The organism is Streptomyces sp. NPDC028928 (assembly GCF_055564915.1).
This window is the reverse complement of the sequence record NZ_JBVHVI010000022.1, coordinates 81,329-104,257: the sequence shown is the minus strand read 5'-3', so window position 1 is coordinate 104,257 and position 22,929 is coordinate 81,329. Positions and strand designations below refer to the sequence as shown.

The 22,929-nt window shown below is 71.2% G+C and carries 24 protein-coding genes; 22 read left to right on the top strand and 2 right to left on the bottom strand.

From position 1 onward, the window contains the following. The first annotated feature begins 35 nt into the window (after window positions 1-35). The 22 genes from ACZ4U1_RS37445 to ACZ4U1_RS37340 all read left to right on the top strand — a co-directional run bounded on the left by ACZ4U1_RS37445 (window position 36) and on the right by ACZ4U1_RS37340 (window position 20,309). Window positions 36-314: an acyl carrier protein gene (locus ACZ4U1_RS37445; RefSeq protein ID WP_467908633.1), complete on the top strand. Its 279-nt coding sequence runs from the start codon at window positions 36-38 to the stop codon at window positions 312-314. Next, window positions 311-1,405: an acyl carrier protein gene (locus ACZ4U1_RS37440; protein ID WP_467908632.1), complete on the top strand. Its 1,095-nt coding sequence runs from the start codon at window positions 311-313 to the stop codon at window positions 1,403-1,405. Before ACZ4U1_RS37445 ends, ACZ4U1_RS37440 begins: the two co-directional genes overlap by 4 nt. Before the next feature lie 31 nt (window positions 1,406-1,436). Continuing rightward, window positions 1,437-1,691, top strand: coding sequence for an acyl carrier protein (locus tag ACZ4U1_RS37435; RefSeq protein WP_467908631.1), 255 nt, complete (start codon window positions 1,437-1,439; stop codon window positions 1,689-1,691). After that, window positions 1,688-2,881, top strand: coding sequence for an acyl-CoA dehydrogenase family protein (locus ACZ4U1_RS37430; RefSeq protein ID WP_467908630.1), 1,194 nt, complete (start codon window positions 1,688-1,690; stop codon window positions 2,879-2,881). Before ACZ4U1_RS37435 ends, ACZ4U1_RS37430 begins: the two co-directional genes overlap by 4 nt. Continuing rightward, entirely contained in the window at window positions 2,874-3,959 is a 1,086-nt protein-coding gene (locus ACZ4U1_RS37425; protein ID WP_467908629.1) for an acyl-CoA dehydrogenase family protein, read from the top strand. Before ACZ4U1_RS37430 ends, ACZ4U1_RS37425 begins: the two co-directional genes overlap by 8 nt. Next, complete coding sequence (locus ACZ4U1_RS37420; RefSeq protein ID WP_467908628.1) at window positions 3,956-4,663, top strand: 4'-phosphopantetheinyl transferase family protein; 708 nt, start codon at window positions 3,956-3,958, stop codon at window positions 4,661-4,663. The genes ACZ4U1_RS37425 and ACZ4U1_RS37420 overlap by 4 nt, the downstream gene beginning before the upstream one ends. Then, window positions 4,656-5,573, top strand: a complete 918-nt coding sequence (locus ACZ4U1_RS37415) for a hypothetical protein (RefSeq protein ID WP_467908627.1) — start codon at window positions 4,656-4,658, stop codon at window positions 5,571-5,573. The genes ACZ4U1_RS37420 and ACZ4U1_RS37415 overlap by 8 nt, the downstream gene beginning before the upstream one ends. Next, complete coding sequence (locus ACZ4U1_RS37410) at window positions 5,570-7,108, top strand: amino acid adenylation domain-containing protein (RefSeq protein ID WP_467908626.1); 1,539 nt, start codon at window positions 5,570-5,572, stop codon at window positions 7,106-7,108. Before ACZ4U1_RS37415 ends, ACZ4U1_RS37410 begins: the two co-directional genes overlap by 4 nt. A gap of 17 nt (window positions 7,109-7,125) precedes the next feature. Then, window positions 7,126-8,619 carry an AMP-binding protein gene (locus ACZ4U1_RS37405; RefSeq protein WP_467908625.1) on the top strand — a complete coding sequence of 498 codons (1,494 nt, stop codon included), beginning with the start codon at window positions 7,126-7,128 and terminating at the stop codon, window positions 8,617-8,619. Then, window positions 8,616-9,893 carry a type III PLP-dependent enzyme domain-containing protein gene (locus ACZ4U1_RS37400; RefSeq protein ID WP_467908624.1) on the top strand — a complete coding sequence of 426 codons (1,278 nt, stop codon included), beginning with the start codon at window positions 8,616-8,618 and terminating at the stop codon, window positions 9,891-9,893. The genes ACZ4U1_RS37405 and ACZ4U1_RS37400 overlap by 4 nt, the downstream gene beginning before the upstream one ends. Beyond that, window positions 9,886-10,359 carry a cobalamin B12-binding domain-containing protein gene (locus ACZ4U1_RS37395; RefSeq protein ID WP_467908623.1) on the top strand — a complete coding sequence of 158 codons (474 nt, stop codon included), beginning with the start codon at window positions 9,886-9,888 and terminating at the stop codon, window positions 10,357-10,359. Before ACZ4U1_RS37400 ends, ACZ4U1_RS37395 begins: the two co-directional genes overlap by 8 nt. After that, window positions 10,356-11,666, top strand: coding sequence for a methylaspartate mutase (locus ACZ4U1_RS37390; RefSeq protein WP_467908622.1), 1,311 nt, complete (start codon window positions 10,356-10,358; stop codon window positions 11,664-11,666). The genes ACZ4U1_RS37395 and ACZ4U1_RS37390 overlap by 4 nt, the downstream gene beginning before the upstream one ends. Before the next feature lie 288 nt (window positions 11,667-11,954). Next, window positions 11,955-12,368, top strand: coding sequence for a hypothetical protein (locus ACZ4U1_RS37385; protein WP_467908621.1), 414 nt, complete (start codon window positions 11,955-11,957; stop codon window positions 12,366-12,368). A 222-nt stretch (window positions 12,369-12,590) separates the two neighbouring features. Continuing rightward, window positions 12,591-13,400, top strand: a complete 810-nt coding sequence (gene atpB, locus ACZ4U1_RS37380; protein WP_467908620.1) for a F0F1 ATP synthase subunit A — start codon at window positions 12,591-12,593, stop codon at window positions 13,398-13,400. Window positions 13,401-13,474: 74 nt separating this feature from the next. Next, window positions 13,475-13,723, top strand: a complete 249-nt coding sequence (locus tag ACZ4U1_RS37375; RefSeq protein WP_029382919.1) for an ATP synthase subunit c family protein — start codon at window positions 13,475-13,477, stop codon at window positions 13,721-13,723. A 42-nt stretch (window positions 13,724-13,765) separates the two neighbouring features. Further along, entirely contained in the window at window positions 13,766-14,317 is a 552-nt protein-coding gene (locus ACZ4U1_RS37370) for a F0F1 ATP synthase subunit B (protein ID WP_467908619.1), read from the top strand. Next, window positions 14,314-15,129: a F0F1 ATP synthase subunit delta gene (locus ACZ4U1_RS37365; RefSeq protein ID WP_467908618.1), complete on the top strand. Its 816-nt coding sequence runs from the start codon at window positions 14,314-14,316 to the stop codon at window positions 15,127-15,129. The genes ACZ4U1_RS37370 and ACZ4U1_RS37365 overlap by 4 nt, the downstream gene beginning before the upstream one ends. A 150-nt stretch (window positions 15,130-15,279) precedes the next feature. Continuing rightward, window positions 15,280-16,872 carry a F0F1 ATP synthase subunit alpha gene (gene atpA / locus ACZ4U1_RS37360; RefSeq protein ID WP_189306192.1) on the top strand — a complete coding sequence of 531 codons (1,593 nt, stop codon included), beginning with the start codon at window positions 15,280-15,282 and terminating at the stop codon, window positions 16,870-16,872. A 21-nt stretch (window positions 16,873-16,893) separates the two neighbouring features. Next, window positions 16,894-17,811 carry a F0F1 ATP synthase subunit gamma gene (locus ACZ4U1_RS37355; RefSeq protein WP_356154725.1) on the top strand — a complete coding sequence of 306 codons (918 nt, stop codon included), beginning with the start codon at window positions 16,894-16,896 and terminating at the stop codon, window positions 17,809-17,811. Next, the gene (gene atpD, locus ACZ4U1_RS37350) at window positions 17,811-19,247 is read left to right on the top strand and encodes a F0F1 ATP synthase subunit beta (RefSeq protein WP_171152789.1); all 1,437 of its coding nucleotides are present in this window, start codon (window positions 17,811-17,813) and stop codon (window positions 19,245-19,247) included. Before ACZ4U1_RS37355 ends, atpD begins: the two co-directional genes overlap by 1 nt. 110 nt (window positions 19,248-19,357) lie before the next feature. After that, window positions 19,358-19,732 carry a F0F1 ATP synthase subunit epsilon gene (locus ACZ4U1_RS37345; RefSeq protein ID WP_023546729.1) on the top strand — a complete coding sequence of 125 codons (375 nt, stop codon included), beginning with the start codon at window positions 19,358-19,360 and terminating at the stop codon, window positions 19,730-19,732. 130 nt (window positions 19,733-19,862) lie between these two features. Further along, entirely contained in the window at window positions 19,863-20,309 is a 447-nt protein-coding gene (locus ACZ4U1_RS37340; RefSeq protein WP_467908617.1) for a DUF2550 domain-containing protein, read from the top strand. An 18-nt stretch (window positions 20,310-20,327) separates the two neighbouring features. On the opposite strand, the gene ACZ4U1_RS37335 is transcribed toward ACZ4U1_RS37340, so the two are convergent. Further along, entirely contained in the window at window positions 20,328-22,148 is a 1,821-nt protein-coding gene (locus ACZ4U1_RS37335; RefSeq protein ID WP_467908616.1) for a glycosyl hydrolase family 18 protein, read from the bottom strand. A 137-nt stretch (window positions 22,149-22,285) separates the two neighbouring features. Next, on the bottom strand, window positions 22,286-22,927 hold the full coding sequence (locus ACZ4U1_RS37330) for a response regulator (RefSeq protein WP_467908615.1): 642 nt from the start codon (window positions 22,925-22,927) through the stop codon (window positions 22,286-22,288). Window positions 22,928-22,929: the final 2 nt, after the last annotated feature.

Sequence of the window (22,929 nt, the reverse complement as noted above, 5' to 3'; positions counted from 1 at the left end):
GTACCGCGAACACACGACGGAAGGTCAACCCAGAAGTGAATCCCGACCGGGACAGCATCGCCGAGGCCGTCAAGCGCGTGATCATCGCCGAGAGCGGGCCCGGCCTGCAGCCGTCCGCGCTGACCGAGGACGAGCCGCTCGGCGGCGAGCGCTTGCGGATCTCCTCCATGCGCCTGCTGGGCATCCTCACCCGGCTGGAGGACGAACTGGACACCCCCCTGCCCGACGACCTGTTCGCCGGCCGCTCCTACGACACCGTCCGCGACCTCGTGGACCTGGCCGTCGAGGGCGCCGAAGGGGGCCCGGCCCGGTGACCGCCTTCCCCGCCCACGCCCAGCACCTGGACTGCCTCCAGGCCAACCTCGCCCTGCTCGCCGACCGGCACCACGGCACGGGCACGCACACGCGTCTGGGCGCCGTACCGCACCACCCGCCGCGCCCGCTGGCCGACGGGCCCCTGGCCGGCCTGCTCACCGTGGAGCCGACCCTCGACCGGCAACTCGCCGACGCCGCGGCCCTGCTCGGCCTGGACGTCGCCGACCGCCGCCGGTCCGGGCCGGGCGAGGTGCCGGACACCGCCGGCGGCCCGCTGTACGTCGTCGCCGACGCCTACCACCTGCCCTGGGTGCCCTACCACGGGACCAAGCACGTGGAGCACAGCTTCCTCGTGGACGACGACGGCGGCGACAGCCTCCTGATCAGCGACGCCTACCACAACGACACCCAGTGGGGCCGCGCCCGCCCGACCCGGCTGCCCTACGGGCGCGAGGACTTCGCCGCCCTGCTCAAGGCACTGCCGGACGGTGCCGAGACCGTACGGTTCACCCCTCGCCCGCTCGGCGCGCCCCCCGAGCCCGGCCACGTCCCCGGCCCGCCGCCGGAGTACCTGCGCGGCTACGCCGAGCACCCCGACCGGCGGGCGGCGCTGGAGGCCTTCACCCTGGAGACGTGGCTGCTCGCCCGCGCCCGCCGGCTGCACGCCGCCTACCTGGAGGAGCGGCGGGGGGCCGGGCTGCCGGAGCCGGTGCGGGAGCACCTCCAGCGCTGGGACGCCCTGGTCGAGCACGCCTACCTCGCCTTCCGGCGCGTGGACCGCGGCCGGGCCGAACCGCCGGGCCTGTTCGAACGGGCCGCCGAGGCGCTCGCACAGGACGCCGTGGCCTTCGGGGCCGGCGCGGCCGTGCGCGAGGTCGTCGCCTCCGTCCTCCAGATCGACGAAGCGGTCCTCGGAGACGGTGATTTGACGGTCCATCCGGAATTCAATTCGATCCGGATGGTGGAAGTCGTGGAGATCCTCGAAGACCGGTTCGCCGTGGAGTTCGACCCGGCCGACCTGGTCCCCGAGAACCTGCAGAGCGTCGCGGGCCTGTGCGCACTGCTGCACCGCGCACTCGACCATGAATAGAAGCCAGTTACATCGAAGGGAAAGCTCTTCCGTGGACGCCCGCTTTACCGAGATGCTCAAGCCGTTTCTGCCCTTCCTCGGCGAGGAGCCCATCACCGCCGACACCCCGCTGCGGGAACTCGGACTGGACTCCATGCAGGCCATCGAGTTGATGTTCACGCTGGAGGACACCTTCGGCGTGCAACTGCCCGACGACGCCCTCACCGAGAGCACCTTCGCCACCGCGGGCAGCCTGTGGAACGCGGCTGTCGCCGCGATGCCCGCCGGCACGGCGGACGCGATATGAGGGGCTTCGACCGCACCGGCTTCGACGCACAGGCCACCGCGGACGCCGTCCGCCGGGTGTGCGAGACGGCCCGGGAGCACGCCGCGTCCTGCGACGAGGCCGCCGAGTTCCCGCTCGCGGCCCTGGAGGAGATGCGCCGGACCGGACTGCTCGGCCTGATGGTGCCCACCGCCCACGGCGGGATGGGCGGCGGCGTGGACGACGTCCTGGACGCCGGCATCGCCCTCGGCCGCGTCGACATGTCCGTCGCCATGATCTTCACCATGCACTGCCAGCAGGTCGCCGGCATCGTCCGGCACGCGGCACCCCGGCTCGCCGCCGAACTCCTCCCGGAGATCGCCGCGGGACGCCTCTACCTGGCCTCCGTCACCACCGAGGCCGGCAAGGGCGGTCACCTGCTCACCTCCGCCGCCGAACTCGCCACGGAGGACGACCGGCTGGTCATCGACCGGGTCGCACCGATCGTCACCGGCGGCGCCCACGCCGACGGCTTCCTGATCACCATGCTCAGCCCCACGGCCCGCTCCCCGCACGAGGTCTCCCTCGTCTACGCCCACCGCGACCAGCTCGACATCGGCGTCTCCGGCGACTGGGACCCGCTCGGCATGCGGGCCAGCCACAGCGTGGCCCTGAAACTCACCGGCCAGGTCCCCGGCCACCAGGTCGTCGGCGAGCACGGCCAGTTCCGCAAGGTCGTCCTGGACACCTTCGGCCCGCTGGCCCACCTCGGCTGGGCCGCGACCTGGCTGGGCACCGCCGCCGGCGCCCTGTCCCGGGTGCTGCGCACCCTGCGCAGCCCGGCCGGCCGCAAGAGCGCCAACCTCGACTCCGAGCTGCTGCTCACCCGGCTCTCCCGCGCCCGGCAGCGCCTGGACACCGTGCACGCCCTGCTGAGGCACACGGCCGCCACCCTCTCCCAGGCCGCCGACGCCGGCGACGACCTCTCCCGGCCCAAGTACCAACTGCTGGTCAACGCCCTCAAGATCACCGCGTCCGAGGAGTGCCACCGCACCGTCGAGGACCTGGTCGACGCCGTCGGCCTGCGCCACGGCTACCTCAAGAGCTCGCCCACCGGACTCGAACGCGCCCTGCGCGACCTCAGGTCCGCCGCGCTCAACTACAGCAACGACCGGCTCCACCTCGCCGACGGCAGGCTCGCCCTGCTGGATGCGGAGGTGTCCTTTGCCTGACCGGCCCCTCGGGCTGCCCGCCGGCGACACGGCCGGGATCCTTTCGGCCCTCGCCGCCTCCGGCACGCTCACCGAGCTCTACGGCAAGGAGCCCACCGGTCGTCTCGACCCGCTGCTGCTGCGCCGCATCCTCGCCGAGGCCGACGCACAGAGCCCGACGGGCACCGTCCTCGCACTGCTCGTCCAGCTCGCCAGCGCCACACCGCTGCTCGCCGAGATGGCCGGCGGGCCCGTGGCGTCGCACACCCTGCGCGCGGCCCTCGAAGGCGACGAACTGCTCGCCCTCGCCGCCACCGACACGGCAGCCCCGGGCTCCGACCTCGCCGCGCTCGGCACCACCGTCGACCTCTCCGGCACCGACGGGGACATCGTCCTCGACGGCGGCAAGCGCTGGGTCACCTCCGCCCTGACCGCCGGCCACGCGCTGGTCCTGGCCCGGCACCGCCCCGGCCGCCACTTCACCAGCTTCACCTGGGTCCTGGTCCCGCTGACCGCCCCCGGAGTGACCGTGGAAGCGGCCGACACCGACCTCTTCGACGGCGCGGGCCTCGGCCACCTCCGCTTCCACTCCGTTCGCCTGCCCCGCGAGCACGTCCTCGGCCGCCCCGGCCGGGGCCTCGCCCTGTTCGCCCGGCACGTGGGCGTGGAACGCCTGGCCTCCGCGGCCTGGGCGGTGGCGCTGTGCCGCAGGACCGTCGCCGACACGGCCCACCGGCTCCAGGCCCGGTCCGTCGACGGCACCCCCCTGCGCCGGTCGTCGTCCGTACGCCAGCGGCTCGCGGACTGCGCGGTACGCCTCAGCGCCCTCGACGCGCTGTGGACCGGGTCCGCCGAGCGCATCGCGCACCACTACGACGCCACCGCCGCCGCCACGCTCAAGGCGGTGTCCGGCATGACCGTCGAACACGTCCTCACCGTGTGCGGCCAGCTCCAGGGAGCCGACGGCTTCGACCGGGGAGGAGTGCAGCGGCTGCGTTCCGAGGCCGCCGTGTTCGGCATCGGCGGCGGCGCCACCGAGGTCGTCCTCGACACCGTCGCCGAACGCCTCGACCAGGTCCTGGACGGGCTGACGCCATGACCGCCGCCACCGTCGTCACCGCCTCCGGCGCCACCGGGACCCGCCTGCACACCGAGGCGGCCCCCGGCGTCTGGGTCACCGTGGAACCGGTCGGCAGCCCCGCCGACGACCCGGCCGGGCTCACCCCGCACGACCTGGCCGACGCCGAGCACCTGCCGAAGTGGCGCGCCCGCGAACTCCTCGGCGCGCGCCGGGCCCTGCGCGCGCTGCTGGCCGCCCACTTCCCCCAGGCCCGGCACGCTCCCGTCACCTACACCGACCGCGGCGCCCCCCGCCTCGCGGACTGGCCCCGCATCGGCATCAGCGTCAGCCACGACGGCGAGTCCGTCGCCGCCTGTGCCGCCCTGGACCACGCCGTCGGCGTCGACCTCCAGCACCCGCCGGAGACCGTGTCCGACGCCATGCTGCGCCGCTGCGCCAAGACGCACACCGAGCGGCTCGCCCGGCTGCCCATGGCCGCGCGGGCCCGGGAGTTCGCCTGGCTGTGGACCGTACGCGAGGCCATCGTCAAGGCCGACGGCACCGGCCTCGCGGGCGGGTTGTGGACCGCCGACATCGCCCCGTACACCCGGCACGGCGCCTCGGACCGGCACCGGTGGGTCAGCCTGCGCGAGCAGTCGCCCGTCCCGCTCAGCTGCGCCTACACGCCGCTTTCCGCACCGACCCCGACCACCGAACGCCCCCTGGAGAACGACAGTGAGTGAGCCCCCGGCCGAGCTGAGCTGCTACACGGCGGGTCTGGTGGCCTACCTGGAACCCCGGGTCCCCGACATCCGGGACCGGCTCGCGGCCGCCGTCCGCCTGCGGGTGCGCACCGATCCGCCCGACGGCGGACTGGCCTTCTCGCACCACGCCCGCGTCGACACCGACGGCCGGGGCGGCCTCGTGTACCGCGGCGCCGGCGACTGGGCAGCCGCCCGCGCCGCGCTCGACGCCGAACTGTCCCGGCACGGCGCCGTGCTCGCCGTCGGCAACACCCGCCACATCCCCTGGTCCCCGTCGTACGGCGGCGCGGAGACCTCGCACTGGGTGGTACTCCGCCGGCACGGCGACGACAAGTGGCAGGTACGGGACGACTTCGACGCCCTCACCCCGCACGGCCCCCAGACCGCGTACGAGGGCCTCCTGGACGACGCCGGACTCCAGACCCTCCTCACACCGCTGACCGGCACGACCGCCCAGGCCGTCAGCCGCGACCGCCACGCCCTCGGCGAGGCCACCGAACTGGCGCCGTACACCGGCTACCGCTGGCTGGAACTCGGCGACACGCCGGACACGCCCGCCCCTGAAGGTACCTGGGTGGACGGGCTGCTGCCCGCGCTGCGGCTCGTGGCCGACACGGTGTGCGCCGACCCCGACGCCCTCGCCCGCTACGCCGACGACATCTGGACCGCCTCCCGCCACCAGCGTTTCCGGCTGGCCTCCCGCCCCGGGGCGGCGGGCGCCGCGGAGGCGGCGGCCGCGTGGGGAGCCCTCCCGCAGGCCGTCCGCTTCGGCATCGCCTCGGCCGAGCGCGGCCGGTACCGGGAGGGCGTCGTACGGCAGGCCTTCGAGCAACTGACCGGCACCGTGGAGCGCCTGGAGAGCGAGCAGGGGGAGGACACCGGCCGATGACCCACCAGGACACCCTCTACGGGCGGTTCGCCGCGTCGGCCCGCAAGCACCCGGACGCCGTGGCCCTCGAACTCGACGGCACCGCGTACACCTACGCCGAACTGGACGCCCTCGCCGCACGCCTGGCCGCCGCCCTGGTCGCCGGCACGGACGGCCCCGGCCCCCGCCGGGTGGGCCTGCTCGCCCTGCGCACGCTGACCGCCTACGCCGGCTATCTCGCCGTACAGCGCCTCGGTGCCACCGTGGTCCCGCTGCACCCCGACTTCCCGCTCCCGCGCACGGCGGCGACGACGAAGGCGGCCGCGCTGGACTGCGTGCTGACCGACCCCGACCGCGCGGGCGCCGAACTGCCGGTACCGGTGCTCGCACCCGACGTCACGGCCGCCGACCCGGCCCCCCTGAGCGAGACGCGGCCCGCCGGACCGGACGACATCTGCTACATCCTCTTCACCTCAGGCTCCACCGGCACCCCGAAGGGCGTGCCGATCCGGCACCGCAACGTCACGGCCTTCCTGGACCACGTGACCGACCGCTACGGCATCGGTGTCGGCGACCGGCTCTCCCAGACCTTCGACCTCACCTTCGACCTCTCCGTCTTCGACCTGTTCGCGGCCTGGAGCAGCGGTGCCACGGTCGTCGTGCCCGGCCGCGGCGACCTGCTCGCGCCCGCCCGGTTCGTCGCCAGGGAACGCATCACCCACTGGTTCTCCGTGCCCTCGGTGATCTCCCTCGCCCGGCGGCTGCGCGGCCTGACCCCCGGCTCCATGCCCACGCTGCGCTGGAGCCTGTTCTGCGGCGAACCGCTGACCACCGCCCAGGCCGAGGCCTGGCGGGCGGCCGCCCCCGGCAGCGTGCTGGAGAACCTCTACGGCCCGACCGAACTGACCCTGAGCTGCACCCAGCACCGGCTGGCGGACACCCCGGCCGAACCGCCCGCACACGACACGGTCCCGATCGGGCGGCTCTACCCCGGCCTGGACCAGCTCGTCGTGGACGACGACGGCCGCCCCGCCGCCGAGGGCGAGCTGTGCGTCCGGGGCGTCCAGCGCTTCCCCGGCTACCTCGACCCCGCCGACAACGCCGGCCGCTTCCTGCGGTACGAACCCGGCGACGACCGCGCCACGGCCGTGGACGCCGTGGCGGACCCGGACGACCGGCTCTGGTACCGCACCGGCGACCGGGTGCGCCTCGGCGAGGACGGCCTCACCCACCTCGGCCGCCTGGACGACCAGGTCAAGGTGCGCGGCTACCGCCTGGAACTCGGGGAGGTGGCGAGCGAACTGCGCGCCCACCCGCACGTCCGTGACGCCGTCGCGCTCACCCTGCCCGGTCCGGGCGGCGAGACGCGCCTCGCGGCCGTGTGCACGGGAGAGGGCGTCGATCCCGCCGACGTCCTCGCCTCCCTCCGCGCCCGCCTGCCCGAATACATGATCCCCAGCACCCTCACCGTGCTGGCGGACCTGCCGCTGAACGCCAACGGAAAGACCGACCGCCGCGCCCTGCGGGACATGCTCACGACCGCCCGCGCACGCTGAAACCGGGGGAAACACGCTTGAACGGCCAGACCATCCACTCCCTGCTCGACGCCGCAGTCCAGGAGGCGCCCGACGCCCCGGCGATCCGGGACGCCACCGGCCGCTGGACCTACCGCGAACTGGCCGCCGCCGCCGGGGCGTTCGCCCGCTGGCTGCGCGGCCAGGGCATCGGCCGCGGTGACCGCGTCGTCGTCCAGCTGCCGACCAGCCGGGAACTGGCCGCGATGTTCTACGGCACCTCCCGCGTCGGTGCCGTCTTCGTGCCGCTCAACCCGGCGATGAAGGAGTTCCACCTGCGGTCCGTCGTCGGCAACGCGGAACCGAAACTGGTCCTCACCGACGCCGCGGGCGCCCCGGTGCTGCGCCGCGTCAGCATCGCGCCGGTGCACGACATCGCCGACGTACGGCCGGACCTCGCCCCGGCCGGCGAGGACCCCGGTGAGCCGGAGGCGGTCGCCCCCGACGACCTGGCCGTGCTGATCTACACCTCGGGCAGCACCGCCGCCCCCAAGGCGGTCATGTGCCCCCACGCCCAGGTGACCTTCGCCTGCCGCGCCCTGACCGAGGTGCTGGGCTACCGCCCGGACGACGTCGTCTTCTGCCGCTTCCCCATGTCCTGGGACTACGGCCTGTGCAAGGTCCTGATGACCTGCGTCGCCCGCTGCGAGATCGTCCTCGCCGACGGCGAGTCCGACCTGCTGCTGCTGCGGCGCATGCGGGAGACCGGCGTGACGGTCGTACCGATCGTGCCGTCCCTCGCCACGATGATCGTCCGCCTGGCCGGCCGGGACACCGGGCCCGTGCCGCCCGTGCGCATGTTCACCAACACCGGCGCCGCGCTGCCCCAGAGCACCATCGACGCCCTGCGCGCCCGTTTCCCCGGCGCCCGCGTGGTCCGGCAGTACGGCCAGACCGAGGCCAAGCGCATCACGGTCATGCCGCCCGAGGCCGACCGGGAACGCCCCGACTCCGTCGGCCTGCCGCTGCCCGGCACCCGCGTGCTGATCCTGGACGACGACGGCAGCCCGCTGCCCGCCGGCGAGGTGGGCGAGATCGTCGCCGCCGGCCCCCATGTGATGGCCGGCTACTGGCGCAACCCCGAGGACACCGCCCGCGCCTTCCGCCGCGACCCGCACACCGGGGAGCCCCTGCTGCACACCGGCGACTACGGCTGGCTGGACGAGGACGGATACCTCTACTTCCAGGGCCGCCGCGACGACATGTTCAAGCACAAGGGCTTCCGCATGAGCACCCTCGAGATCGAGAGCGCGGCCATGGACATCCCCGGCGTGCGGGCCGCCGCCGCGCTGCCGCCCGGTGACGGACACGGGCTCGCCCTGTTCGTGGAGAGCGACCTCGACGCCCACCAGGTCATCACCGAACTCACCAAGCGCCTCGAACTGCCGAAGGTGCCCACCGTCTGCCGGGTCCTGAAGGAGTTCCCGCTCACCCTGCACGGCAAGAACGCCCGCCGCGAGCTCGCGGCCCTGCTGGAGGGGAACGACGCATGACCGACCGCACCCGACTGCGCGCACTGGCCGACGCGTACGGCACCCCGCTGTACGTCTACGACCTCGACCGCCTCGACGCCGCCCGGCGCGACCTGTTCGCCTGGCTGCCCGAGGAGTTCGACGTCTTCTACGCCCTGAAGGCCAACCCGCACGTCGATCTCGTCCAGGCCCTGCGCGAGGGCGACGGCCCCGGCTGCCGCGCCGAGATCAGCTCCACCGGCGAACTCGCCGCGGCCCTCCAGGCCGGCCACGACCCCGCGGACATCCTCTACACCGGGCCCGGCAAGACCCCCGGCGAACTGCACGAGGCGATCGGGCAGGGCGTCCGGCTCTTCTCCGCCGAGTCGCTCACCGACCTCGAACACATCGGCGAGGCCGCGCTGGCCCATGACACGGTCGCCGACTGCCTGCTGCGCATCAACGACGAGACCGCCCGGGCGGCCACCGGTGTCCGGATGACCGGCCGGCCCACCCAGTTCGGCTTCGACAGCGAGACCATCGCCGGACTCGCGCCCCGGCTGCGCGCGGTGCCGGGCACCTCCCTGGCCGGTCTGCACCTCTTCACGCAGAGCAACGCCGCCGACGAGGACGCCCTGATCGCCGAGTTCCGGCACACCATCGACACCGCCGCCCGCATCGAGCGGGAACTCGGCGTGCCGCTGCGCCTGCTCGACATCGGCGGCGGCTTCGCGTCGCCGTACGGACAGCACGGCGAGCGCACGGCCTACCCCGCCCTGCGCGCCGCGCTCGAAACCGCCCTCGACGCGCACTTCCCGCGCTGGCGGCAGGGCGCCCCCCGGCTCGCCGTCGAGTCGGGTCGCTACCTCGTGGGCGACTGCGGAACCCTGCTGGCGTCCGTCAGCAACGTCAAGACCGGCCGCGGCCGGACCTTCGTCGTCCTCGACGCGGGCATCAACACCTTCGGCGGACTGTCCGGCCTCGGCCGCATCCTCCCGGTGTCCGTCCGCCTCGACGCGGCCCCGGCACCCGACGCGGACCCCGACGCCGGGCAGACGCAGCGGGTGACCCTCGCCGGTCCGCTGTGCACCCCCGGCGACACCCTCGGCCGGGACGTCGAGGTGCCCGCCGGCCTCGGCCCCGGCGACCTCGTCGCCATCCCGAACACCGGAGCCTACGGCCCCACCGCCAGCCTCCTGATGTTCCTGGGCAGGCCCGCCCCGGCCGAGGCCGTGGTCCGCGCCGGCGACGTGGTTTCCGTCTCCCGTATCGAACACGTACGGACCTACCGGAAGGTGGAACGGGAACATGACTGACGCGCACGGCACGGTGCGGCAGACCGTCGTCGTCACCTCGATGGCCTCCGACTCCCACACCTGGAACCTGGTGTTCCTCCAGCTGCTCCTGGAGGAACTCGGCTACGACGTCGTCAACCTCGGCCCCTGTGTCCCCGACGATCTGCTGGTCTCCCGCTGTGCCGAGCTGCGCCCGGCGTTCGTCGTGGTCAGCAGCGTCAACGGCCACGGCCACCAGGACGGGCTGCGCGTCATCGGCACGTTCCGCGCCCACCCGGACCTGGCCGCCACCCCCGTGGTCATCGGCGGCAAGCTCGGCGTCGCCGGCCAGGACTCCGCCCGCGCGCGGGAGCTGAGGGCGGCCGGCTTCGACGAGGTCTTCGAGGAGGAGACGGACCCGGCCACCGCCCTGGCGGCCTTCGCCGCCTCGCTTCCCCGGGCCGAGGCGCCGGGCCGGCTCCCGGTCACGCTCCCCGCCGCCCGATGAGCGAGGGGCAGACCGCCGACTTCGGCGCGTACGTCAGGGCGGAGGCCGAGGCCGGCCGGCTCGTCGTCCAGCCGCGGATGGGGTTCGGGGATCCGGGGACCATGCGCGCCGGGCTCGCGGCCACCCGGGCCGCGGCCGCCCGTACGGTCGGCACGATCACGGTCGACGCCCACACCCGGGTGGGGCACCTGGCCGCCGTCGAGAGCGCGCTGCGCGACGGCGTCGCCCTCAACGGCTATCCCCTGGTCACCCACCCCGCGGCGACGACCGCCGAGGTGCTGGCCGGCCTCCACGGCCCGGACTTCCCCGTCCAGGTGCGCCACGGTTCGGCGGACCCCCTCGGCATCTTCCGCGCCATGCTCGCCGTGGGCCTGGGCGCCACCGAGGGCGGGCCGGTCTCCTACTGCCTGCCCTACGGCCGTACGCCGCTCGCGGAGTCCGTCGACAACTGGGCACGCGGCTGCGAACTGCTCACCCGGCTCCGCGACCAGGGGCTGGAGCCGCACCTGGAGACCTTCGGCGGCTGCATGCTGGGGCAGTTGTGCCCGCCCGGCCAGCTCGTGGCCATCAGCGTGCTGGAGGCCCTCTTCTTCGCCCAGCACGGCATCCGCAGCATCTCCGTCAGCTACGCCCAGCAGACCCATCCGGGGCAGGACCGCGAGGCGCTCGCGGCGCTGCGGCGGCTGTGCCGGGAGCTGCTGCCGGTGTCCGACTGGCACGTCGTCGTCTACGCGTACATGGGTCTGTACCCGCAGACGCACGACGGCGCCTACCGCCTGCTCGGACAGGCGGCCGAACTCGCCGTCGACGGCGGCGCGCAGCGGCTGATCGTCAAGACGGCCGCGGAGTCACAGCGCATCCCCAGCATCGACGTCAACGTCCGTGCCCTGGAGTACGCGGCCTGGGCGGCCCGGCGGACACCGCGGGTCCCCGCCGCCGTCCCTCGCACCGACACCGACACCGGCACCGTCACCGGTTCCGCGGTCTACGCCGAGGCCGCGGCCCTGGTCGGCGCCGTGCTGGAGCTCGACCCGGACGTCGGGCGCGCCCTGCTGCTGGCGTTCCGCAAGGGGTACCTCGACATCCCCTACTGCCTGCACCCGGACAACAGGGGACAGACCCGCAGCTACATCGACGCCGAGGGACGCCTGTGCTGGGAGGCGACGGGCGCGCTGCCCATCGACGCACCGCGGCGGCCCCGCGGCCGGCGGTTCACCTCGGCCGACCTCCTCAGGGACCTTTCGTACATACGGCGCACATACGACGAACCGGGCGAAGATCGCTTCGACGTCAGGGTAAGAATCTGACTAGAGCATTGCCAAGTCGTGGGGGAGCAAAGCGCCCTATAGCAGACAAGTGGGCTCGGTTTTTGCGCAGACGCGCACTGTCACTCTCATGTGTGACAGCAGGCACACCCACTTGGTAAAGACCGCATCAAATAGTTTGTGATACGGTTCACGAGAACCCCGGGGACACAGTTGGGCGGCCGGGATCGACAGGTCGCCCGGGTGGGAAGCACCCTGTGATTCTCGGGCTAGGGTCGTCCTTCGATGACCGCACCATCCCCCTCAGACTTCGCCGGAGGAGCTGCCACCATGCAGTCCCACGACGTTCGAACGCTCCTGCACTGCTCAGTGCCCACCGTCGCCGCGGGCGTCGTGGGCGTCGCAGTCAGTGCCGCCGTGGCCGGCGGCAAGGGTGCGCTGGGCGCCGCCTTCGGCTCTCTGCTCGTCGTGCTGTTCATGACCAGCGGGCTGGTGGTGCTCCAGCGGACCGCCCGCTCACTGCCCCATCTGTTCCAGATGATGGGCCTGCTGGTCTATACGACGCAGATCCTGCTGCTGATGGTCGTTCTGACCGTGCTGCGGAACACGTCCGCGTTCAACCCGAAGTGCTTCGCCTTCACGCTGCTCGCCGCCACGCTCGTCTGGATCGCGGCCCAGGTGCGTTCCCATATGAAGGCCAAGGTCCTGTACGTGGAGCCGGATCCGAGCCGGACACCGTCGTGACCTGTAGGGCCGGTGTAAAGAGGCTTCCGCTCATTTGCTATGGTCTCGCCACTACTGCGGCAGAGCTGGCGCGGGCGGCAGTCGTGCCTGTGAAGCCTCACGGCTCGGAGCCCAGTCGCCGCCCCCATATCCGCAAGTCCAGTCCAGTGCCGTCCCGCGGCTGCCCGCCGCGCCGACACATCGAGGTTGCCGTACCCATGCGCCACGCAGAAGGAGCTCGCGGTGAGTAACGCCAAGACGCTCGCCTTCGAGACAGATTGTCATATTTTCTCAGGGTGCGGTTTCCCGACCCCCGGACTGCACTCCTTCCTCTTCGAGCCGATGTTCACCGTCGGCGGCATCGAGTTCAACAAGCCGATCCTGCTGTCGCTGCTGAGCACGGTGGTCGTCATCGGCTTCTTCTGGGCGGCCTTCCGTAACCCGAAGATCGTGCCCGGCAAGCTCCAGATGATCGGTGAGGCCGGCTACGACTTCGTACGGCGCGGCGTCGTCTACGAGATGATCGGCAAGCGGGAGGGCGAGAAGTACGTCCCGCTCATGGTCTCGATGTTCTTCTTCATCTGGATCATGAACCTCTGGTCGATCATCCCGGTCGCCCAGTTCCCGGCCACCGCGGTCATCGCCTTCCCGGCCGGCCTCGCCGCCATGGTGTACATCCTCTGGGTGAGCCTGACCTTCAAGCGTCACGGCTTCGTCGGCGGCTTCAAGAACATCACGGGCTACGACAAGTCGCTCGGCCCGGTGTTCCCGATGGTCATGTTCTTCGAGTTCCTGTCGAACGTTTTCATCCGCCCGTTCACGCACGCGGTGCGACTGTTCGCCAACATGTTCGCGGGCCACGTGCTGCTGCTGATCTTCACGGTCGGTACCTGGTACCTGCTCAACGGCATCGGCATCGCGTACTCGGCGGTCTCGTTCATCATGGTCCTCGTGATGACGGTCTTCGAGCTCTTCATCCAGGCGCTCCAGGCCTACGTCTTCATCCTCCTGTCCTGTGCTTACATCCAGGGCGCGCTCGCCGAGCACCACTGAGCCACACGAACCATCCCCCGTACGCCCGGTGGCCAACCCCCACCGGCCCGTGAATATAAGAAGGAAGAAACGGCATGTCCGCTCTCCAGACCCTCGCTGCGACCAACATCCAGGGCAACTTCGCCGCGATCGGCTACGGCCTGGCCGCCATCGGCCCGGGCATCGGCGTGGGCGTCATCTTCGGTAACGGTACGCAGGCCCTGGCCCGGCAGCCCGAGGCCGCCGGCCTCATCCGCCAGAACCAGATCCTCGGCTTCGTGCTCTGTGAGGCGCTCGCCCTGATCGGTCTGGTCATGGGCTTCGTCTACCCGGTTCCTTCCTGATCCGGTCCTGGCCGACGAGAAACTTCGACGGAAGGAACTGATGTGATCTCGCCCCTGGTACAGCTGGCGGCCGAGGAAGAGGCGCAGAACCCTCTCATCCCCGAGATCCCCGAGCTTGTCATCGGCCTGATCGCCTTCGCGATCGTCTTCTTCGTCCTGGGCAAGAAGCTCCTTCCGAACATCAACAAGGTTCTGGAGCAGCGTCGCGAGGCCATCGAGGGAGGCATCGAGGAGGCCGAGGCCGCGCGGACCGAGGCCCAGAGCGTCCTTGAGCAGTACAAGGCCCAGCTCGCCGAGGCCCGGCACGAGGCCGCGCGCCTGCGCCAGGAGGCTCAGGAGCAGGGCGCCGCGCTCATCGCGGAGATGCGGGCCGAGGGCCAGCGTCAGCGCGAGGAGATCGTGGCCGCCGGTCACGCCCAGATCGAGGCCGACCGCAAGGTCGCCGCGGCGGCGCTGCGCCAGGACGTCGGCAGGCTCGCCACGGAACTGGCCGGCAAGCTCGTCGGCGAGTCCCTCGAGGACCACGCCCGGCAGAGCCGTGTGATCGACCGCTTCCTCGACGAGCTTGAGGAGAAGGCCGAGGCCACGCGATGAACGGAGCGAGCCGCGAGGCCCTGGCAGCCGCACGTGAGCGTCTCGACGCGCTGACGGACTCCACGTCCGTGGACGCCGCGCAGCTCGCCGACGAGCTGGCGGCCGTCACCGCGCTGCTCGACCGCGAGGTCGGCCTGCGCCGGGTCCTCACCGACCCGGCGCAGCCCGGAGAGGCGAAGGCCCAGCTGGTGCAGCGCCTGATCGGCGGCCAGGTCAGCGGGACCACCGCCGACCTGGTGTCCGGGCTGGCCCGGTCCCGCTGGTCGCAGCCCCGCGACCTGGTGGACGCGCTGGAGGTGCTGGCGGACATCGCCGACCTGACGGCGGCGGAGAAGACCGGCACCCTGGACGACGTCGAGGACGAGCTGTTCCGGTTCGGCCGGATCGTCTCCTCCAGCACCGAGCTGCGCGCCGCGCTCACCGACCGTGCCGCCGGCACCTCGGCCAAGACCGAGCTGCTGAACCGGCTCCTCGGCGGGCGGGCCAAGCCGACCACCGAGCGTCTGGTGACGCGCCTCGCCACCGCGCCGCGTGGACGTAGCCTGGAGACGGGACTGGAGTCCCTGTCCAAGCTCGCCGCCGAGCGCCGGGACCGCATGGTCGCCGTCGTCACCTCGGCGGTGCCGCTGAGCGACGGCCAGAAGCAGCGCCTCGGCGCCGCCCTGACCAAGCTCTACGGGCGTCGGATGCACCTCAACCTCGACGTCGACCCCGAGGTCGTCGGCGGCATCCGGGTGCAGGTCGGTGACGAGGTCATCAACGGCTCCCTCGCGGACCGGCTGGACGAGGCCGCCCGCCGCATGGCGAGCTAGCAGCAACTCGATAGATCGGTCTTCCGGGAAACCCCGGGAGACGCAGTACGTACTTACGGCCCTGGTTGGGCCGTGCAGAGGATTCCTGGGGGTCGCCCCCAGACCCCCAAAGTGAAACTTCGGGCCCAACAAGGAGAGCAGGGAACCCAGATGGCGGAGCTCACGATCCGGCCGGAGGAGATCCGGGACGCGCTGGAGAACTTCGTCCAGTCGTACAAGCCGGACGCGGCCTCGCGCGAGGAGGTCGGTACGGTCACCCTTGCCGGCGACGGCATCGCGAAGGTCGAGGGCCTGCCCTCGGCCATGGCCAACGAACTGCTGAAGTTCGAGGACGGCACCCTCGGCCTCGCGCTGAACCTGGAAGAGCGCGAGATCGGTGCCATCGTCCTCGGTGAGTTCAGCGGCATCGAGGAGGGTCAGCCGGTCACCCGCACCGGTGAGGTCCTCTCCGTCGCGGTCGGCGAGGGCTACCTCGGCCGTGTCGTCGACCCGCTCGGCAACCCGATCGACGGCCTCGGCGAGATCGAGACCGACGGCCGCCGCGCCCTCGAGCTGCAGGCCCCCACGGTCATGCAGCGCAAGTCGGTGCACGAGCCGATGGAGACGGGCTACAAGGCCGTCGACGCGATGACCCCGATCGGCCGTGGTCAGCGTCAGCTGATCATCGGTGACCGCCAGACCGGCAAGACCGCCCTGGCCGTCGACACGATCATCAACCAGCGCGACAACTGGCGCTCGGGCGACCCGAAGAAGCAGGTCCGCTGCATCTACGTCGCCATCGGCCAGAAGGGCTCCACCATCGCCGGCGTGCGCCGCGCGCTGGAGGAGAACGGCGCGCTGGAGTACACGACCATCGTCGCCGCCCCGGCGTCCGACCCGGCCGGCTTCAAGTACCTGGCGCCGTACACCGGTTCTGCCATCGGCCAGCACTGGATGTACCAGGGCAAGCACGTCCTGATCATCTTCGACGACCTGTCGAAGCAGGCCGACGCCTACCGCGCCGTGTCGCTGCTGCTGCGCCGCCCGCCGGGCCGTGAGGCCTACCCGGGTGACGTCTTCTACCTGCACTCCCGGCTGCTGGAGCGCTGCGCCAAGCTCTCCGACGACATGGGTGCCGGCTCGATGACCGGTCTGCCGATCGTGGAGACCAAGGCCAACGACGTCTCGGCGTTCATCCCGACCAACGTCATCTCCATCACCGACGGCCAGTGCTTCCTGGAGTCGGACCTGTTCAACGCCGGTCAGCGTCCCGCGCTGAACGTCGGTATCTCCGTCTCCCGAGTCGGTGGTTCCGCCCAGCACAAGGCGATGCGCCAGGTCTCCGGCCGCCTCCGTGTGGACCTCGCCCAGTTCCGTGAGCTGGAGGCGTTCGCCGCCTTCGGTTCCGACCTGGACGCGGCCTCCAAGGCCCAGCTGGAGCGCGGTCAGCGCATGGTCGAGCTGCTGAAGCAGGACCAGTACCAGCCGATGGCCACCGAGGACCAGGTCGTCTCCGTGTGGGCCGGCACCAACGGCCGCATGGACGACGTCCCGGTCGCCGACATCCGCCGCTTCGAGAAGGAGCTGCTGGACTACCTGCACCGCAAGGAGCAGGGCCTCATGACCTCCATCCGCGAGGGCGCCAAGATGTCGGACGACACGATCCAGGCGATCGACGACGCGGTGGCGGAGTTCAAGAAGCAGTTCGAGACCTCGGACGGCAAGCTGCTCGGCGAGGACACTCCTGCCGCTGCTTCCAAGTGACGTAAGGAAGGGACCTGACTCATGGGAGCCCAGCTCCGGGTCTACAAGCGTCGCATCCGATCCGTCAGCGCGACCAAGAAGATCACCAAGGCGATGGAGATGATCGCCGCCTCGCGCGTCGTCAAGGCGCAGCGCAAGGTGGCGGCCTCCACGCCGTACGCGACCGAGCTGACGCGCGCGGTCACGGCGGTGGGCACGGGTTCGAACACCAAGCACCCGCTCACCACCGAGGCGGAGAACCCGACCCGTGCCGCGGTCCTGCTCCTCACGAGCGACCGCGGTCTGGCCGGCGCCTTCAACTCCAACGCCATCAAGGCGGCGGAGCAGCTGACCGAGCGCCTGGAGCGCGAGGGCAAGCAGGTCGACACGTACATCGTCGGCCGGCGCGGTGTCGCCCACTACAACTTCCGTGAGCGCAAGATCGCGGAGTCGTGGACCGGCTTCACCGACGAGCCGACGTACGCGGACGCCAAGAAGGTGGCGGCGCCGCTGATCGAGGCGATCGAGAAGGACACCGCCGACGGCGGCGTGGACGAGCTGCACATCGTCTTCACCGAGTTCGTCTCGATGATGACGCAGACGGCGCTCGACGCCCGGCTGCTGCCGCTGCGCCTCGAAGAGGTCGCCGAGGAGGCTCACCCGAAGGGCGAGATCCTCCCGCTGTACGACTTCGAGCCCTCGGCGGAGGACGTCCTCGACGCCCTGCTGCCGCGCTACGTGGAGAGCCGTATCTACAACGCGCTGCTCCAGTCGGCCGCTTCGAAGCACGCCGCCACGCGGCGCGCGATGAAGTCGGCCACCGACAACGCGGGCGAGCTGATCAACACGCTCTCCCGTCTTGCCAACGCGGCCCGCCAGGCCGAAATCACCCAGGAAATCAGCGAGATCGTCGGTGGCGCGAGCGCCCTGGCCGACGCGACCGCGGGGAGTGACCGATAATGACCACCACTGTTGAGACCGCGACGGCTACGGGCCGCGTCGCCCGGGTCATCGGCCCGGTCGTCGACGTGGAGTTCCCCGTCGACGCGATGCCGGACATCTACAACGCCCTCCACGTCGAGGTCGCCGACCCGGCCAACGCGGGCGAGAAGAAGACGCTGACCCTGGAGGTCGCCCAGCACCTGGGTGACGGCCTGGTCCGCACCATCTCCATGCAGCCGACCGACGGTCTGGTCCGCCAGGCCCCGGTCGTCGACACCGGCGACGGCATCACCGTCCCGGTCGGCGACTTCACCAAGGGCAAGGTGTTCAACACCCTCGGTGAGGTGCTCAACGTCGACGAGCGTTACGAGGGCGAGCGCTGGTCCATCCACCGCAAGGCCCCGAACTTCGACGAGCTCGAGTCGAAGACCGAGATGTTCGAGACCGGTGTCAAGGTCATCGACCTGCTGACCCCGTACGTCAAGGGCGGCAAGATCGGTCTGTTCGGCGGCGCCGGCGTCGGCAAGACGGTGCTCATCCAGGAGATGATCTACCGTGTCGCCAACAACCACGACGGTGTCTCCGTGTTCGCCGGTGTCGGTGAGCGCACCCGTGAGGGCAACGACCTGATCGAGGAGATGTCCGACTCGGGCGTCATCGACAAGACCGCGCTGGTCTTCGGTCAGATGGACGAGCCCCCGGGCACCCGTCTGCGCGTCGCGCTGGCCGGCCTGACCATGGCCGAGTACTTCCGTGACGTCCAGAAGCAGGACGTGCTGTTCTTCATCGACAACATCTTCCGCTTCACCCAGGCCGGTTCCGAGGTCTCCACCCTGCTCGGCCGTATGCCGTCCGCGGTGGGTTACCAGCCGAACCTGGCCGACGAGATGGGCCTCCTCCAGGAGCGCATCACGTCGACCCGCGGTCACTCGATCACCTCGATGCAGGCGATCTACGTCCCCGCCGACGACCTGACCGACCCGGCCCCGGCCACCACCTTCGCCCACCTCGACGCGACGACGGTTCTGTCCCGTCCGATCTCCGAGAAGGGCATCTACCCGGCCGTGGACCCGCTGGACTCCACGTCCCGGATCCTGGACCCGCGCTACATCTCGCAGGACCACTACAACGCGGCCATGCGCGTGAAGACGATCCTGCAGAAGTACAAGGACCTCCAGGACATCATCGCGATCCTCGGTATCGACGAGCTGGGCGAGGAGGACAAGCTCGTCGTCCACCGTGCCCGTCGTGTGGAGCGCTTCCTGTCCCAGAACACCCACGTCGCCAAGCAGTTCACCGGCGTGGACGGTTCGGACGTGCCGCTGGACGAGTCGATCGCCGCGTTCAACGCGATCTGCGACGGTGAGTACGACCACTTCCCGGAGCAGGCGTTCTTCATGTGCGGTGGTCTCGAGGACCTCAAGAAGAACGCGAAGGAGCTGGGCGTCTCCTGAGCCCCGTGCTCGTGTGAGGGGGCGGGTGCGTCCCGCCCCCTCACTCACGCCCACTAGAATTGACCCCAACACCCGGCACCCCCGCCGGGTGGTGACCCGAGGAGCCACCCTTGGCTGCTGAGCTGCACGTCGAGCTGGTCGCCGCCGACCGCCAGGTCTGGTCCGGCGAGGCCACCCTGGTCGTCGCGCGCACCACGTCCGGCGACATCGGCGTCATGCCCGGTCACCAGCCGCTGCTCGGTGTGCTGGAGTCGGGCCCGGTGACCATCCGTACGAGTGAAGGTGGAACGGTCGTCGCCGCGGTGCACGGCGGTTTCATCTCGTTCGCGGACAACAAGCTCTCGCTGCTGGCCGAGATCGCCGAGCTGTCGGACGAGATCGATGTCCAGCGCACGGAGCGGGAGCTGGAGCGCGCGAAGGCGGAGGGCGACGCCGCCGCCGAGCGTCGCGCGGACGTTCGACTGCGTGCCGCGGCGGCGCGCTAGACACTGCGCGCCGTGCGTTGACAATCCTCAGCCGCGGCTGGGACCGGAGCCATCCGGACCCAGCCGCGGCTGAGGCAAATGTGGGTGTTTTTTACGTTCCGTTACCTAGGAGACGAGGAGGTCGGTGCCGATGGTCCTCGCTCTGACTGTGTGCGGGATCGTGGTGGCGCTCGTAGTGGTGGGGCTTTTCCTGTTCGGTCTGCGCCGCAGGCTGATCCAGCGTTCCGGCGGTACCTTCGACTGCTCGCTGCGCTGGGACCTGCCCGAGAAACCGGACACGGGCGGCAAGGGCTGGTCCTACGGCGTCGCCCGCTACAACGGCGACCGCATCGAGTGGTACCGGGTCTTCTCCTACGCCCCCCGCCCCCGCCGCACCCTGGAACGGGCGCAGATCGAGGTGGCCGGCCGCCGGTTGCCCGAGGGCGAGGAGGAGCTGGCGCTGCTGTCCGACGCGGTGGTCCTCGCCTGTACCCATCGGGGCATCCGCCTCGAACTCGCCATGAGCGAAGACGCGCTGACCGGATTCCTCGCGTGGCTGGAAGCAGCCCCGCCCGGTCAGCGCGTCAACGTCGCTTAGGCGTTCTCCCGCAGGTTCTTACAGGTTGTCGCTGATCGCGCTCACCAGCTCGCCGTTGCTGGTGTCGCCGCTGAACTCCCAGAAGAAGGCGCCGCCGAGGCCCTGGGTGTTGGCCCAGGCCATCTTCGACTTGATGGTGGCGGGAGTGTCGTACGACCACCAGTTGCTGCCGCAGTGCGCGTACGCCGTGCCCGCGACGGTGCCGGTGGCCGGACAGGACGACTTCAGGACCTTGTAGTCCTCGATGCCCTGCTCGTAGGTGCCGGCCGCCGGGCCCGTGGCCGTGCCGCCCGGGGCGTCCTGGGTGACGCCGGTCCAGCCGCGGCCGTAGAAGCCGATGCCGATGAGGAGCTTCTTCGCGGGCACGCCGATCGCCTTGAACTTGGCCATCGCGTCGGCGGTGGTGAAGCCCGCCTTCGGGATGCCGGTGTACGAGGTGAGCGGGGAGTGCGGGGCGGTCGGGCCCTTGGCGTCCCAGGCGCCGAAGAAGTCGTACGTCATCACGTTGTACCAGTCGACGGAGGCGGCGGCGCCCGCGTAGTCCGCGGCCTCGATCTTGCCCCCGGCCGAGCCGTCGGCGGTGACGGCGGCGGTGACCAGGTTGTTCGAGCCGAACTTGGCGCGCAGCGCGGACATCAGGTTCTTGTAGGCCGCGGCGCCGGAGGTGTCACAGGTCAGACCGCAGGCGTTCGGGTACTCCCAGTCGATGTCGATGCCGTCGAAGACGTCGGCCCAGCGCGGGTCCTCGACCAGGTCGTAGCAGGACTGGGCGAAGGCGGCCGGGTTCTTCGCCGCGTCCGCGAAGCCGCCGGACCAGGTCCAGCCGCCGAAGGACCACAGCACCTTGATGTGCGGGTACTTGGCCTTCAGCTGGCGCAGCTGGTTGAAGTTGCCGCGCAGCGGCTGGTCCCAGGTGTCGGCGACGCCGCTGACGGACTGGTCGGCGGTGAAGGCCTTGTCGTAGTCGGCGTAGGAGTCGCCGATCGCGCACTTGCCGCCGGTGACGTTGCCGAAGGCGTAGTTGATGTGCGTGATCTTGGCGGCGGAGCCGGACGTCACCAGGTTCTTGACGTTGTAGTTCCGGCCGTAGATGCCCCACTCGGTGAAGTAGCCGAGCTTGACCTTGTCGCCGGTGGGCGGGGGAGTGGTGCCGCCGCCGGTGGTGTGCACCTTGACCGCGCCGCTGACCGGTCCGGTCTGGTCGGCGGTGTCGCGGGCCTGCACGGTGTAGGAGTAGTCGGTGCCGGCGGTGAGGCCGGTGTCGGTGTACGACGTGGTGGTGACCGTGGCGACCTTGGTGCCGTCGCGCAGCACGTCGTAGTTCTTGATGCCCTTGTCGTCGGTGGCCGCGCTCCAGCCGAGCTTCACCGAGGTGTCGGTGATCGAGGAGGCGGTGGGGGTGCCGGGGGCGGAGGGGGCCGCGTCACCGGGGACCGTCGTACCGTCGCAGCTGTCGCCGTTGAGCTTGCAGTTGGACGGGGAGCCGGAGCCCGAGCCGTTGAAGCCGAAGGAGACGGAGGCGCCGGGGGCGATGGTGCCGTTGTAGGACTTGTTCTTCGCCGTCCAGTGGGTGCCGGAGCTGGTGACGTCCGCGTCCCAGGCGGAGGTGACGGACGTACCGGAGGGGAAGTCCCACTCGACGGTCCAGGAGCTGATGCTGCTGGTGCCGGTGTTCTTGATGGTCCACTGGCCGCCGAAGCCGGTGCCCCAGTCGCTCGTCTTGGTGAAGCTCGCCGTCGTGTTCGCCGCCGCCTGGGCGGGGCTCGCGAGACCGACCAGGCCGGCCAGGGGGAGCAACAGGGTCGCGAACCCTGCCGCGGCTCTGTGTCTGAAGCGCATGCTGCGCCTCCCTCGTCATCGGGGGTGTCAGGGGCATGACTGAGCCTTCATGCCCACGGTGCTGCGAGGGTAGAAAGGTCTGGACCACAGGTCAATAGGTCTGGACCACTCTGGGGCGAGCGGTGGGGTGTCCGGCGCTAGAGCCCCAACTCCCGGGCGAGGACCGCCGCTTGCACTCGGCTGCGCAGCTCCAGCTTGGCCAGCAACCGGCTGACGTGCGTCTTCACCGTGCCCTCCGCCATGTCCAGCCGGGCCGCGATCTGCGCGTTCGACAGGCCCTCGCCGATACAGCCCAGCACCTCCCGCTCCCGCCGGGTCAGGCCCTCCAGTACGGCCGGATCGGCCTCCGCGCCCCGCGCCGGGGCCGCGGCGAACTCGGCGATCAGCCGCCGGGTCACGGCCGGCGCGACGATCCCCTCCCCGCGCGCCACCGTCCGCACCGCGTCCAGCAGATCCCGTGCCTCGGTGTTCTTCAGCAGGAACCCGGCCGCGCCCGCCCGGAGCGCCCCGAACACGTACTCGTCCAGGTCGAAGGTGGTCAGCACCAGCACGTCCGCGAGCCGCTCGGTGACGATCCGCCGGGTCGCCGACACCCCGTCCAGCAGCGGCATCTGCACGTCCATCAGCACCACGTCGGGCCGCAGCTCCCGGGCCAGCTCCACCGCCCGCTGCCCGTCCGCGGCCTCCCCGGCCACCTCGATGTCGGGCGCGCTGCCCAGGATCAGCACCAGACCGGCGCGGACGGCGGACTGGTCCTCGGCGACCAGGACCCGGATCATGC